The organism is Corynebacterium oculi, assembly GCF_001412105.1.
Taxonomy (GTDB): domain Bacteria; phylum Actinomycetota; class Actinomycetes; order Mycobacteriales; family Mycobacteriaceae; genus Corynebacterium; species Corynebacterium oculi.
Genome location: NZ_LKST01000003.1, coordinates 49,313 through 62,518 on the forward strand (window position 1 = coordinate 49,313; position 13,206 = coordinate 62,518).

Below are 13,206 nucleotides of genomic sequence, written 5' to 3' on the forward strand. Positions count from 1 at the left end.
CGGGGGCACCTCGGGGGACGTCCTGCTGGCTCATGCCGTGGAGGGTGGGCACGGATGAACGTCGAACACATGGTCGCATTTTGTGGAGGAATGGGGTACCCTCGTGGCAGGGGAAGTACACGAGGGGGAGAAATGACCGTCAGTTTTGCCGATGAAGCGCTGGATACCGCGTGGGCGGAGCGCCTGATACCGAGCGAGCCCTGCTACCTATGCACCGTGCCGGAGGACGCGGTGGCGCGGCGCTTTGTGCGCATAAATAAGGAGGAACTGGCCTTCTGGGAGGCGCTCGTGCCGGACTCGGAGGACCACGAGTTCAGCCAGGCCGTGGAATCGCTCGCCCCGCGCATGGGGTGTAGCCCCTCCTTGGTGCGCAACCGCATCTACGCCGCCGCGATGTTGCGTCGGCTGCCGCGCCTGTACGCCAAGGCCGCCGGGGCCGGGCTGCTGGACATGGATCGGATAGTGGGCGTGGCCTTCAGCTTGCGGGGAGTGCCGGAGGAACACTGGGAGGCTATCGACGCCCACCTGGCCGACTACCTCACCCCACAGGTGCCCCTGCAATCGTTGCCCCATCGCCGCGCCATCGTGCGCAGGTTGCGCGCCTTTGTGGATTCCCTGGTGCCCAACTTCTATGCGCGGGAAACTCCTCCGCGCGTGCTGCGGCATGAGGCGGGCTTCTCCCGCTTTGATCTCCGGCTGCCCCGGGATCAGGCGCACGCCGTGTACCAGGCGCTTAACGCTATCGCCCAGCGGGAGAAGTGCTCGCTCTCGGAGGCGCTTTTCCACCTGGCCACGGGGGCCGGGGAGTTCCGGGTGAACCTCCACCTCTTTGGCACGGAGGGGAAGCCCCTGCACATGGTGGGCGTAGGCGATCTCATGGCCGCGCAGGGGAGGTTCTGGGCCAAGCGGATCACCCATCGCAGCGACCTTGGCGCGGTGCGCGAGGTGGCGGGCCACGATCCCTCCACGGTGCTGGCCGCCGCGGTGCGGCTGCGCGACGGCGGGTGCCGTTATCCGGGGTGCTCCGCCCAGCGCACGGAATTACACCACGTCATCGAGTACGAGGTGGGCGGGCCCACGGCCCTGAGCAACCTCGCCTCCCTGTGCCGGAAGCACCACAACATGCTGACCTTCGACGAGGCCAGGATGTTCATGACGCATTCCGGGGTGTGTCGCTGGACGTTTAAAGACGGCACCACCGCCGCCACCCTCCCGGAAGGCCCCCTGGCGAAGCCACAGTTCGCCCGGTGGTCCTATACCTGGGGCGATTACTTACAGCGGTACCAGGAGATGAGGCCATCGGTGGAGGAATCGCCGGTATCGGGTTCCTCGCGGCCGGAGACGGCGGGGGCCAGATCATTGGCCTGCTTCTTGCCCAGCTCCACGCCCCATTGATCGAAGGAGTTGATGTTCCACACGGTGCCCTGCACGAAGGTGATGTGCTCGTAGAGGGCGATGAGAGCCCCCAGGGAGGAGGGGGTGAGTTCCTCGGCCAGGATGGTGGTGGAGGGGCGGTTGCCCGGCATCACGCGGTGCGGGGGGAGATCGCCCTGCGTGCCAAAGGCCAGCACCTTGGTCTGGGCGAAGAAATTGCCCATGAGCAGGTCGTGCATGGCCTTCTCGCCGTCCTTGGGGCGAGTGAAGCCGATGAAGTCCGCCGGGATGAGGCGCGTGCCCTGGTGCATGAGCTGGAAGAAGGCGTGCTGGCCGTTGGTGCCCGGCTCGCCCCAGAAAATTTCTCCGGTGCTGTGTTTCACGGGGTTGCCCTGGCGATCCACGGACTTGCCGTTGGACTCCATGGTCAGTTGCTGAAGATAGGCGGGGAAGCGGGAGAGGTCCTGGGAATAGGGGAGCACCGCGTGGGTCTGGGCGCCGAGGAAGTTGGTGTACCAGATATTCAGCATGGCCATGAGCACCGGCACGTTGCGTTCGAAGGGCGTGGTGCGGAAGTGCTCGTCCATCGCGTGAAAGCCCTCCAGGAAGCGCATGAAGTCCCGGGGGCCGATCACCGCCATGATGGACAGGCCAATGGCGGAGTCCACGGAGTAACGGCCGCCCACCCAGTCCCAGAATCCAAACATGTTGGCGGTATCAATGCCGAACTCGGCCACCTTCTCCGCGTTGGTGGACACGGCCACGAAGTGCTTGGCCACGGCGGCCTCGTCCCCGAAGGCGTCGAGAAGCCACTGCTTGGCCACCTGGGCGTTGGTCAGCGTCTCCTGGGTGGTGAAGGTCTTGGAGGCCACGATGAAGAGCGTGGAGTGGGGGTCGAGCCCATCAAGGGTGGCCGCCATATCGGCGGGGTCGATGTTGGAGACGAACTCCGCGGTGATGCCCGCCGTGGCGTAGGTACGCAGCGCCTTGGTGACCATCGCGGGGCCGAGGTCGGAGCCGCCGATGCCGATGTTCACCACCTTCTTGATCGTGTGGCCGGTGTGCCCCAGCCACGCCCCCGAGCGCAGGGCGGTGGCGAAGTCCCGCATGCGCCCGAGCACCTCGTGGACGTCGGCGGCGATGTCCTGGCCGTCCACGGCGAGGTCGGCGGAGGCGGGGAGCCGCAGCGCGGTGTGCAGCACGGCGCGATCCTCGGTGGTGTTGATGTGCTCGCCGTTAAACATCGCCTCGGTGCGCTCGCGCACGCCCGCCTCCTCGGCGAGGGCGAGGAGGTCGGTGAGGGTGGGGGCGTCGATAAGGTTCTTGGAAAGATCGACGTGGAGCCCGGCGGCGTCGAAGGTGAGGTGGGCTGCGCGCTGGGGGTCGCGGAAGAGGTCGCGCAGGTCGAGGTCGGTGGGGCGGGACTGGAGTTTCTGCCAAGCGGTCATGGAGTCTAGCCTAATCTTCCCCGCCCCATGCGCAGCAGAATAGCGGCCAGGGCGGGGCCTTCCTCCCCGATTTCCTCACGGAAATGGTTGATAATGGCCACCTCGCGGGCGTGGACGAGGCGCGTGCCCCCGGAATCGCGGCGGGTGCGGCCGATGATCCGGGAGATCTCGGTGCGGCGCTTCACGGCGTCCAGAATCTCCTGGTCTAGGCGGTTAATTTCCTCGCGGTAGCGCTGAATCTCGTCCTCGGTGTTCATGGAACTATCCTGCCACGGCCGCCGGGTAGGTTGGTAGACATCATGAATTATTCTCTCAACGAACAGCAACGCGCGGCGGTGGAGCACACGGACTCGCCGCTGTTGATCGTGGCGGGCGCGGGCTCGGGAAAGACGGCGGTGCTCACCCAGCGGATTGACTACCTCCTGCACCGGGGGGTGCAGCCGGGGCAGATTCTGGCCATCACCTTTACCAATAAGGCGGCGGCGGAGATGCGGGATCGCCTGGGGCCGATCGCGCAGCGCATGTGGGTGTCCACCTTCCACTCGGTGTGCGTGCGGATCTTGCGCCAGCAGGCGGAACTGGCGGGGCTGAAGCAGAACTTCACCATCTACGACGCCGATGATTCCCGCCGCCTGCTGGGCATGATCGCCAAAGAGATGAGCCTGGACCCCAAGCGGTTTAGCCCCAGGGTGCTGGGCGCGGCCATTTCCCATGCCAAGAATGAACTCACCGAGCCGGAGGAGGGCACGCTGGCCCAGGTGTACGCGGAATACCAGGCGCGCCTGCGGCAGGCCAACGCCGTGGACTTCGATGACTTGATCGGAGAGGTGGTGCGGATATTCCGGGAGTATCCGCAGGTCACGGACTACTATCGACGCCGCTTCCGCCACGTGCTCATCGACGAATACCAGGACACCAACCACGCCCAATACGAGCTGGTTTCCACCCTGGTGGGGCGGGGCGAGGACGCCAGCGAATTATGCGTGGTGGGCGATTCCGACCAGTCCATTTACGCTTTCCGTGGGGCCACGATCCGCAATATCGAGGAGTTCGAGCGGGATTTCCCCAACGCCCGCACGGTGTTGCTGGAGCAGAACTACCGCTCCACGCAGACCATCCTGGACGCCGCCAACGCGGTGATCGCGCAGAATGAGAACCGGCGGGATAAGCGCCTGTGGACGGCCCTGGGCAAGGGCGAGAAGATCCTGGGCTACGTGGCGGATAACGAGCACGATGAGGCCCGGTACATCGCCGCCGAGGTGGATCGCCTGGTGGATAGCGGCATGAATTATTCCGACATTGCGGTGATGTATCGCACCAATAATTCCTCTCGGGCCGTGGAGGACGTGTTCATCCGCACCGGGGTGCCCTACAAGGTGGTGGGCGGCACGCGCTTCTACGAACGCAGGGAGATCCGCGACGTGGTGGCGTACCTGCGGGTGCTGGATAACCCGGAGGATACGGTGAGCATGAGGCGCATCGTGAACACCCCCAAGCGCGGCATCGGGGAGCGCGCCCAGTCCTTCATCGCCCTGCACGCGGAACAGGAGAACACGTCCTTCGGCGCGGCTTTGGAGGACGCTGCGGCGGGCGAGGTGGACATGCTCGGCGCCAGGGGCCGCAACGCGGTGGGGCGCTTCGTGCAGATGATGACCAGCCTGCGGGAGAACATGTCCGAGAACATCGGGGAACTCATCAATGAGATCCTGGACGTCACCGGCTACCGCGCGGAACTAGAGGGCTCGAACGATCCCCAGGACGGCGCGCGCCTGGATAACCTCAACGAGTTGGTCTCGGTGGGGCGTGAGTTCTCCTCCGAGGCGCATCATCGGGAGGACTTTGACGGCAGCCTTCAGGCGTTCCTGGAAAGGGTTTCCCTGGTGGCGGACGCGGATCAGATTCCCGACGAGGAGCAGGGCATGGTCACGCTGATGACGCTGCATACCGCCAAGGGCCTGGAGTTTCCGGCGGTGTTCCTCATCGGCTGGGAGGACGGCCAGTTCCCGCACCTGCGTGCCCTGGGGGATCCGAGGGAGCTGGCGGAGGAGCGTCGCCTGGCATACGTGGGCATTACCCGCGCGCGGGAGCGGCTGTACCTCACCCGGGCCACGCTGCGCTCGGCCTGGGGTAACCCGATCAACAATCCGCCCAGCCGTTTTTTGCAGGAGATTCCCTCCGACCTTATCGAGTGGCGGGGCGGGGAGAAGAAGGCGCCCCCGCAGCGTAAGAAGAACACGAGCCTCAGCCTGGTGGTGGGGGACCGCGTGAACCACGCCAAGTACGGCCTGGGCACCGTGATCGCCGCAGACGGAATAGGCGCACATTCCACGGTGACCATTGATTTTGGGTCGGCCGGGACAGTGCGCCTGATGCTGATCGGCGGATTGCCGATGGAGAAGTTATAGGGTGATGCCGTGCGCGGCGAGCCACGGCACGGGGTCGATGGCGTCGCCGCCCGCGGGGTGCACCTCGAAGTGAAGATGGGAGCCGGTGGAGAAGCCCAGGCTGCCCATGCCCGCGATGGTCTGGCCGGCGGTCACGCGCTCGCCCACGCCCACGGCCAGGGTGGACATGTGGCCGTAGACGGTGACGGTGCCGTCATCGTGGCGGATGCGGATCCACTGGCCAAACCCGGAAGCGGGGCCGGAGTCGATCACGGTGCCGTCCAGGACGGCCTTGATGGGGGTGCCCTCGGCGTTGGCGATGTCGATGCCCTTGTGGAAGGTACCCCAGCGCAGCTCGAAGCCGGAGGTGAAGGCGCCGATGGCGGGGGCGACGGCCCCCAGGGCGTTGGTCACGGCGGTGGAACCCTCATCGAGGGGCAGGCCAGAGGAGGTTTCCACCGGGGCCAGGGCGGCCTTGGCGGCCTCCGCACGCTCGGAGGCATACTTGACGGCCTTGCCCAGCTGATCCTCGATGCCGGTGGCCGGCTTGAACTCGGAGATCGCCAGGATCTGGGGGGAGGAAGCGGGAAGATCCTCGGCGTCATTAGCCAAGGTGTAATCCACGGAGTGGGTGCTGGTGTGCTGAGCGGCGGCGGCCCCGCCCGCACCAGCGGTAGAGACAGCGCCCGTAGCCACGGCCATCAGGGCGATGCGGCCCTTGGTGGTCTGCGAGGGATTGAATTTGTGGTGCTTGCCCAACTCGTTCACTTCCATCTGTCGGTGTAACGCCACGTTAGCAAATCGTGACCTTTTCGTTATCTACGAGGTGTAACGATAGCGTCTCGATGGGAGCGGGGCAACCTGCTTCCCAATATTTCAGTTATATGCTGGCACGGTGAGCAAGAAAACCAGCAGCAATAGACGCCCCGGAAGCACCCGGCGCCGCACCCGCCGCGAGGTCACCGCGCCCGCATCTCCGCAGGAAAAGACCACGCAGCGCTACCTGCCCACGGTCTTATTGCCGCACGTGGTGGTGCTCCTGGCCATCGTGGTCATCGCCATGACGGGCCTGCTCGTTACCTCCACCTCACTGGCGGCCATGCCCGCCACGGTGGCGCAGCTATGGCTGATGGCGAATATGGCCCCTATCCGGCTCGACGGCATCACGCTGGGCCTCATGCCGCTGCTGCCCGCGATGGGCATGATCTGGTTGCTCAGCCGTGCGCGCCCCACCCGCAGGTTCGAGGTGGGCCTGCTGCTGGGGGTGCCGCTGCTGCTGACGGGGATCGCCTGGCTCATGCTTTTCGACGCCCGCACGGTCTACCCCGTGGATGTTCCCTCGCCCTGGGCGTTTCTGAGTACCCTGCTCGTGCACGCCGCGGCGCTCGCGCTGGGATATACCCCGTGGCCGCAGTGGGCCAAGGACGCGGTGCGGTATCTCCTTTATCTTCTGGGCGCGGCGGCGGTGGTGTGGATCGCCACGGTGGCGTGGAACTGGCAGGCCACCAGCCCCGGCGCGGTGGCGGTGAGCCTGCTGTACCTGCCCAACGCGATGATCGCGGCGGCGGCGGTGCTGGTGGGCGCGGAGTTTCATGCCGGGGAGGCGTCGATAAGCCTCTTTAGCGTGCACGTGGTGCCGCTGCCCCCGCTGCCGCTGTTTGCGGTTCCGGCGTCCGCAGCACCCTGGGCGATGGCGCTGCTTCTGATCCCGGCGGGCGCGGCGGTGGCGCTGTGGTGGCGGCGCGTGCCCACCTGGCGCGAGGCGGTGTCCGCGGGGGGTTGCGCCGGGGTGCTGACCCTGGTGGGTGCCTTCCTGGCCGGCGGGGAGATGGGGGTTTATGGCGCGACGGGGCCGATGGAGTGGCTGGCGGCGGCGCTGGTCTTTGTGTGGGTGGCCGGGGTGGGGGTCGCGGCTGGGCTGGTGCGCAAAGCGGCGGGTAGGCTGAGCGCGTGACATTTAATATTGTGGTTTTGGTATCCGGCAGCGGAACGTTGCTCCAGGCGATCCTGGATCACCAGGGGGATTATCGGGTGGTCAAGGTGATTGCCGATCAACCCTGCCGCGCCATTGAGCGCGGGGAGGCGGCGGGGGTGCCCACCGAGGTTGTTGCCATGCAGGCGGACCGCCAGGCCTGGAATGTCACGCTTGCCGACGCCGTGGGTTCCCCCGACCTGGTGGTTTCCGCGGGCTTCATGAAGATCCTGGGGCCCGCCTTCCTGGAGCGCTTTGGGGGGCGCACCATCAACACCCACCCCGCGCTCCTGCCGGCCTTCCCCGGGGCGCACGCCGTGCGCGACGCCCTGGCCTACGGGGTGAAGGTCACCGGCTCCACCGTGCACTACGTGGACGAGGGAGTGGACACCGGCCCGATCATCGCGCAGGAGCCGGTGCGGGTGGAGCCGGGGGACGACGAGGCTACGCTGCACGAGCGCATTAAGACCGTTGAACGCCAACTCATTGTGCGGGTGCTGTCCGCACAGCAACAGGAGAATCTCAGATGAGTGAAAGCCGCAAGGGCATCAAGCGTGCCTTGCTGAGCGTCTATGACAAGACGGGCCTGGTGGAACTGGCCACGGCCCTGCACGAATCCGGGGTGGAGATCGTCTCCACCGGCTCCACCGCCGCCACCGTGGCGCAGGCCGGGCTGCCGGTGACCCGCGTGGAGGATCTCACCGGATTCCCGGAGTGCCTGGAGGGCAGGGTTAAGACGCTGCACCCGCGCGTGCACGCCGGAATCCTCGCCGATACCCGCAAGCCCGAGCACCTGAACCAGCTTGATGACCTGGGCGTGGAGCCCTTCGAGCTGGTGGTGGTGAACCTCTACCCGTTTAGCCAGACGGTGGCCTCCGGGGAGGACTTTGATGCCTGCGTGGAGCAGATCGACATCGGCGGGCCTTCGATGGTGCGCGCGGCGGCCAAGAATCACCCCTCCGTGGCCGTGGTGGTCAACCCCGCCAGCTACGGGGAGGTCGCTCGCGCGGTGGCCGAGGGCGGTTTTACTCTCGACGAGCGCCGGGCGCTTGCCGCCGAGGCCTTCCGCCACACCGCCGAGTACGACATCGCCGTGGCCACCTGGATCTCCGAGGGGCAATGGGTGGGGGCCTCCTACCGCCTGGCCCACGAGCTGCGCTACGGGGAGAACCCGCACCAGGACGCCGCGCTGTACGTGGCCCAGGGCGGCCTGGCCGGTGCCACCCAGCACCACGGCAAGGAGATGAGCTATAACAACTACCAGGACGCCGACGCCGCCTGGCGTGCCGCCTGGGATCACGCCGAGCCCTGCGTGGCGATCATCAAGCACGCCAACCCCTGCGGCATCGCGGTGGCCCAGGACATCGCCGCCGCCCACGCCGCCGCCCACGCCTGCGACCCGCTCTCCGCTTACGGCGGGGTGATCGCCGCCAATCGGGAGGTCACCCTGGCGATGGCGGAGCAGATCAAGCCGATCTTCACCGAGGTGGTCATCGCCCCCTCCTACACCGAGGACGCGCTGGAACTGCTCAAGACCAAAAAGAACCTGCGCCTCCTTGAGGCCGAGGCCCCCGAGCGCGGGGCCAAGGAGATCAAGCAAATCTCCGGCGGCCTGCTGGTGCAGCGCAGCGACGCCATCGACGCTTCAGGAGACGACCCCGCCTCCTGGACGTTGGTGGCCGGCGAGGGCTCCGAGGCATTGCTCAAGGAGCTGGAGTTCGCCTGGCGCACCGTGCGGGCCGTGAAGTCCAACGCCATCCTGATCGCCCGCGAGGGCGCCACCGTGGGCGTGGGCATGGGGCAGGTCAACCGCGTGGACTCCGCCAAGTTGGCCGTGGAGCGCGCCAACACCCTGGGGGAGGGCAACCGCACGGAGGGAGCCGTGGCGGCCTCCGACGCCTTCTTCCCCTTCTCCGATGGCTTTGAGGTTCTGGCTCAGGCCGGGGTCAAGGCCGTGGTGCAGCCCGGGGGCTCCATCAGGGACGAGGAGGTCATCGAGGCCGCCAAGAAGGCCGGGGTGACGATGTACCTCACGGGCGCGCGGCACTTCGCGCACTAAGCAGTTCGAGGGTGCGCTCCACGCGCTCCTCGGGCAGGGGGGTGTGCAACACATCGAGGGCGGCGTCCGCCAGCATGACGGCGGTGGGGGGTAGGCCCTCGCCCTGGTGGGGGGCCACGCCGGTGTTATCCCGCATCTCAATCACGGACATGGCGATGTGAAAGGGCAGCATGCAGCGGGGGTCCTGGGCTCCCACGATGTCCGCGGCCAGCCCCTCGAAGGTGGTGCGCAGTCCCTTGCGCTGGGAGTGATACTCCGCAAATTCCTCCGAGGCGGCGATGGGGAGCTGGTACAGCCGCCCCACGTTCCACCTGCTCGATAACAGAAGCCGGGATTCCGCCGCCACCAGGGACCACAGCCGCTGCGGGGCGGAGGCCTCCGTGGCCCCCAGGTACTCCGCGAGGTCGGCGGAGGGCTCGATGGTGGATTTTAGGAGGGTCAAAAAGATCTCCGCCTTGGAGGGGAAGTGGTAGTACAGGGAGGCCTGCCTGATCCCCACGGCATCGGCGATCTGATGCGTGGAGGTGGTGGCAAAGCCCTGCACGGTAAAGAGTTCCGAGGCGGCGTCGAGGATTTCCTCGCGCGCGGTGTTGCCGCGACGGCGCGGGCTATTTTTCCGGGGGCGTCCCACGGCTCCTGCCATAACGCTGGCTCCTTTTAAACGTTGGTGTCGATGGTGATGTTATTGCGTGCGGCCACAGAGCGGATCACGAGGGAGACCGATCGGGCGGCGTCGCCGAAGGCGCTGCGCTGGAGGGCGGGCAGCTCGCGCGCGGTGAGCGTGGTGGGAACGCGATCGCGCCAGCGCTGGGCTTCTAACTCCATGCCGGTGATCCAGGCCTGGTTTAAGGCCTGGGATTCCTCCTCGGTGAGGCTGGCGCAGAGCCTTAGCGCGGCGGCGGGGTCGAGGAGGTGTTCCTGGATATTCACGGGGGCGTCGAGGTCGGGGAGGCCGTCGATGGTGCGCATGGCCGGGGGGCGTTGCCGGAGGGCCTGGGCTAACGACGGCGCGGACGGGACGTGGCTTAAATCCCGGCCCATCTCCCAAAACCCGGCCTGGGCGCTGGGGGTGTGGGGACTCACCCAGAGCAGCGGGGTGGAGGGGAGGGCCTCCTCGCGCGCGAGCGCCCCCACCGGGGTTACGGGTGGTTCCTGGGCCAGGGCGGGGGAGCCGAGAAGGGCGGTGGTGACCTGGGAATACCAGCGGGCCACGGATACGGCGGCCTCCCCGTGGTGCAGGGCATTGCGGGCCAGATCCTGGGATTCCGCGATGAAGCCGCGCAGGTGGGCGGAATCGGAGCAGGCGGGGGCCTGGTCTAGGAGATCGGTGAGCGAGGGGTGCATGAGTACCAGCATAAACGGCAGTACCCCGCCCACTCTAGGAGTGGGCGGGGTTAACCCGCTGTTGTGATTCTTCCCAGTTAGCGACTGGTGAACGGCAGGAGAGCCATCTCGCGCGCGTTCTTCACGGCGGTGGCGACCTCGCGCTGCTGCTTCGGGGTTAGGCCCGTGACGCGGCGCGAACGAATCTTGTGGCGATCGGAGATGAACTGACGAAGGGTGTTGATGTCCTTGTAGTCCACCGTTTCGATGCCCGCTGCCTTCAGCGGGTTCTTCTTGGGGCGGCGGCTCTGCTCGACGCGAGCGCGCTTTGCGTTGTTACGCTTCATTGATGCACAACTCCTACCAGCTGGACTTACGGACACCCGGCAGCTCACCGCGGTGAGCCATCTCGCGCATGCGCACGCGAGAAAGGCCGAACTTGCGGAGGTAGCCGCGCGGACGGCCGTCGTGGGAATCACGGTTGCGAACACGGACGGGGGAGGCGTCGCGCGGCTGACGGTTCAGCTCGAACTGCGCGTCCAGGCGCTCCTCATCGGACGAGTTCGGGTTCTTGATAATGGCCTTGAGCTCGGCGCGGCGCTCCGCGTAGCGGGCGACAATGTCCTTGCGCTGCTCATTCTTGGCAATCTTGGACTTCTTAGCCATGAATTATCGCTCCTCGCGGAACTCGACGTGCTTGCGGGCTACCGGATCGTACTTCTTCAGCGTGATGCGATCCGGGTTATTGCGCTTGTTCTTACGGGTGACATAGGTGTAACCGGTGCCAGCCGTAGACTTCAGCTTGATGATCGGACGAACGTCATTACGTGCCATCTTTTAGATCTTCTCCCCACGTGCTCGAATCTTGGCCACCACGGCCTCGATGCCATCGCGGTCGATGACCTTGAGGCCCTTGGTGGACACGTTCAGGGTGATGGTACGGCCCTCGGAGGGCAGGTAGAACCGACGACGCTGGATGTTGGGGTTCCAACGGCGCGACGTACGGCGGTGCGAGTGCGAGACGGACTTGCCGAACTGCGGCTTGCGTCCCGTGACCTGGCAAATAGCCGACATGGGTGTAACTTTCTCCTAGCCGCCCACGTCAAAGCACTAAAAGTCAGCAGACGGGGGCGAAGACGAATGTTTTTCGACAACAGCAAGAGGCAATCCTAGTGCCCCTGGCCTAAATCTCCTAATTGCCGGGCCAGGAGAAGCGCGAGGTTGGTGCGATCCCGGGCGCGCAACTTGCGCAGCAGGGAGGAAACATGATTCTTCACCGTTCCCTCGGCCAGGAACAACTCCCGGGCGATCTCCCTCGCCACGGACAGCTCCGCGCGGGTGAGTACAGCAAGCCGATCATGGGCGTAGCGCGCCACCTTGGGGTCGAGCGCTAGGCCGCCCTCCACGGCCGCACGCATGGCGGCCACCAGTTCCTCGGGAGAAGCCCCTTTGAGGATATAGCCGCTGGCCCCGGCCTCGATCAGGGAGGAGACCAGGGCGGATTGGCCGAAGGTAGTTAAGACGAGCACCGGGGTGGGAAGTAAGGCGCGCACCACGTCCAAGCCGCCATACCCGGGCATGACCGCGTCCGTGACCACGATGCCGGGGAAGGTTTCGAGCACCATGCGCAGGCCGTGGAGCACCACCTCGTGATCGTCGATCAGCACTACCCGCATGGCACCTCCATGCTGAGCGTAAAGCCCTGTGCCGTGGCGCGGGCGGCGACCCGCCCGCCGAGTTCCTGGGCGCGGTGGCGGAGGGAGGAAATGCCATAGCCGGGCGCATCGGAGGAGGGGGAGCCGTCGTCGCGGGCGGTGATGAGGAATCTGCCTTCCTGGGAGTTGAAGGAAACGAGGACGTTGTGGGCGCTGCTGTGGCGCGCCACGTTGGCCAGCGCCTCCTGGGTAAAGCGCAGCGCGAGCAGGGCCACGGGTTCCGGCGGCTGTGCCGTGCCCGTGGCGTTGACCTGGACGCGCAGCGCGGTGGAGGAGAAGGACTCCGCCAGCGTGTGCAGGGCCTGGGTGAGGTCGCCCTCGCGTAATTCCACGGGAGTGAGCGCGCGGACGGTGGCGCGCATGTCATCGAGAGCCTGGGCCGTCATGGTGCGCGCCCGGTTTAGCTCGGTATGCGGGGGCAGGGTGCGGCGGCATAGATCAAGGCTCAAGATGACGGCGGTGAGGCGGTGGCCCAGGCCGTCGTGGAGGGAACGCGCCATGCGCTCGCGCTCGCGGGAAAGAAGGAGATCGCGCTGCGCGGTGGCCTGCTGGCGCAGGCGCTGGTTCACCGCGATGCCGTGGCGCACCTGTGCGGCAAAGGCGTACCCGAAGCCCAGCAGCACGGTCACGGCCAGGGCCTCGGGGAACACGCGCCCGGTGCCGAGGTACATGTGTGCGCTCGCCGTGAGTCCCACGACGATGCCGCAGAACACCAGGGCCGCCGGGGTACCCAGGCTGAGCAGCAGGGTCAAGACGGCCAGAATGAGCATGGCCACGCTGGATGCCCAGTTGGCGGCGAAGTAACCCGCGAGCGCGGTGAGGGGAACCGCCAGCGCCAGCCCGGGAGAGGGCGGGAGAAAGGCCGATATATATAGGACAAGGGAGGAACCGAAGAGCATGTGGAGATGGCGGCGGGACACGGCGGGCATAT

15 protein-coding genes and 1 pseudogene are annotated in these 13,206 nt (G+C 66.5%); 5 read left to right on the forward strand and 11 right to left on the reverse strand.

Features of this window, described 5'->3' with window-relative positions:
• Positions 1–132: 132 nt before the first annotated feature.
• Positions 133–1,116, forward strand: a pseudogene (locus tag Cocul_RS12860) (HNH endonuclease signature motif containing protein); the annotation flags it as partial.
• A gap of 152 nt (positions 1,117–1,268) precedes the next feature.
• Here Cocul_RS12860 and pgi read toward each other — a convergent pair.
• Entirely contained in the window at positions 1,269–2,822 is a 1,554-nt protein-coding gene (gene pgi, locus Cocul_RS07630) for a glucose-6-phosphate isomerase (protein ID WP_055122709.1), read from the reverse strand.
• 5 nt (positions 2,823–2,827) lie between these two features.
• Entirely contained in the window at positions 2,828–3,079 is a 252-nt protein-coding gene (locus tag Cocul_RS07635) for a chorismate mutase (RefSeq protein WP_055122710.1), read from the reverse strand.
• 42 nt (positions 3,080–3,121) lie between these two features.
• Here Cocul_RS07635 and Cocul_RS07640 point away from each other — a divergent pair, with 42 nt between their 5' ends.
• A complete protein-coding gene (locus Cocul_RS07640) occupies positions 3,122–5,227 on the forward strand; it encodes a UvrD-helicase domain-containing protein (protein ID WP_055122711.1) in 2,106 nt (701 codons plus the stop codon).
• Here Cocul_RS07640 and Cocul_RS07645 read toward each other — a convergent pair.
• On the reverse strand, positions 5,222–5,980 hold the full coding sequence (locus Cocul_RS07645) for a M23 family metallopeptidase (RefSeq protein ID WP_055122712.1): 759 nt from the start codon (positions 5,978–5,980) through the stop codon (positions 5,222–5,224). The two genes, Cocul_RS07640 and Cocul_RS07645, sit on opposite strands and share 6 nt — an antisense overlap.
• Positions 5,981–6,101: 121 nt before the next feature.
• Here Cocul_RS07645 and Cocul_RS07650 point away from each other — a divergent pair, with 121 nt between their 5' ends.
• Genes Cocul_RS07650 through purH form a run of 3 tightly spaced genes read left to right on the forward strand, consistent with a single transcriptional unit; the run spans position 6,102 to position 9,237 of the window.
• Entirely contained in the window at positions 6,102–7,160 is a 1,059-nt protein-coding gene (locus Cocul_RS07650) for a cell division protein PerM (RefSeq protein ID WP_055122713.1), read from the forward strand.
• A complete protein-coding gene (gene purN, locus Cocul_RS07655; RefSeq protein ID WP_055122714.1) occupies positions 7,157–7,708 on the forward strand; it encodes a phosphoribosylglycinamide formyltransferase in 552 nt (183 codons plus the stop codon). The genes Cocul_RS07650 and purN overlap by 4 nt, the downstream gene beginning before the upstream one ends.
• Entirely contained in the window at positions 7,705–9,237 is a 1,533-nt protein-coding gene (gene purH / locus Cocul_RS07660) for a bifunctional phosphoribosylaminoimidazolecarboxamide formyltransferase/IMP cyclohydrolase (protein ID WP_055122715.1), read from the forward strand. The genes purN and purH overlap by 4 nt, the downstream gene beginning before the upstream one ends.
• Here the strand turns inward: purH and Cocul_RS07665 are convergent.
• The 8 genes from Cocul_RS07665 to Cocul_RS07700 form a co-directional block, all read right to left on the reverse strand.
• Positions 9,209–9,880: a TetR/AcrR family transcriptional regulator gene (locus Cocul_RS07665; RefSeq protein WP_055122716.1), complete on the reverse strand. Its 672-nt coding sequence runs from the start codon at positions 9,878–9,880 to the stop codon at positions 9,209–9,211. The two genes, purH and Cocul_RS07665, sit on opposite strands and share 29 nt — an antisense overlap.
• A 14-nt stretch (positions 9,881–9,894) precedes the next feature.
• A complete protein-coding gene (locus Cocul_RS07670; protein WP_150114420.1) occupies positions 9,895–10,581 on the reverse strand; it encodes a hypothetical protein in 687 nt (228 codons plus the stop codon).
• A 77-nt stretch (positions 10,582–10,658) separates the two neighbouring features.
• Complete coding sequence (gene rpsR / locus Cocul_RS07675; RefSeq protein WP_018119127.1) at positions 10,659–10,907, reverse strand: 30S ribosomal protein S18; 249 nt, start codon at positions 10,905–10,907, stop codon at positions 10,659–10,661.
• Between the two features lie 13 nt (positions 10,908–10,920).
• The gene (gene rpsN, locus Cocul_RS07680) at positions 10,921–11,226 is read right to left on the reverse strand and encodes a 30S ribosomal protein S14 (RefSeq protein ID WP_055122718.1); all 306 of its coding nucleotides are present in this window, start codon (positions 11,224–11,226) and stop codon (positions 10,921–10,923) included.
• Between the two features lie 3 nt (positions 11,227–11,229).
• Positions 11,230–11,394 (reverse strand): 50S ribosomal protein L33, encoded by a 165-nt coding sequence (gene rpmG, locus Cocul_RS07685; RefSeq protein ID WP_055122719.1) that lies wholly within the window; start codon positions 11,392–11,394, stop codon positions 11,230–11,232.
• A 3-nt stretch (positions 11,395–11,397) separates the two neighbouring features.
• Positions 11,398–11,634, reverse strand: a complete 237-nt coding sequence (gene rpmB / locus Cocul_RS07690; RefSeq protein ID WP_018119125.1) for a 50S ribosomal protein L28 — start codon at positions 11,632–11,634, stop codon at positions 11,398–11,400.
• A gap of 95 nt (positions 11,635–11,729) precedes the next feature.
• Positions 11,730–12,236 (reverse strand): response regulator transcription factor, encoded by a 507-nt coding sequence (locus Cocul_RS07695; RefSeq protein ID WP_055122720.1) that lies wholly within the window; start codon positions 12,234–12,236, stop codon positions 11,730–11,732.
• Positions 12,227–13,204 carry a sensor histidine kinase gene (locus Cocul_RS07700; RefSeq protein WP_055122721.1) on the reverse strand — a complete coding sequence of 326 codons (978 nt, stop codon included), beginning with the start codon at positions 13,202–13,204 and terminating at the stop codon, positions 12,227–12,229. The genes Cocul_RS07695 and Cocul_RS07700 overlap by 10 nt, the downstream gene beginning before the upstream one ends.
• Between the last annotated feature and the right edge of the window lie 2 nt (positions 13,205–13,206).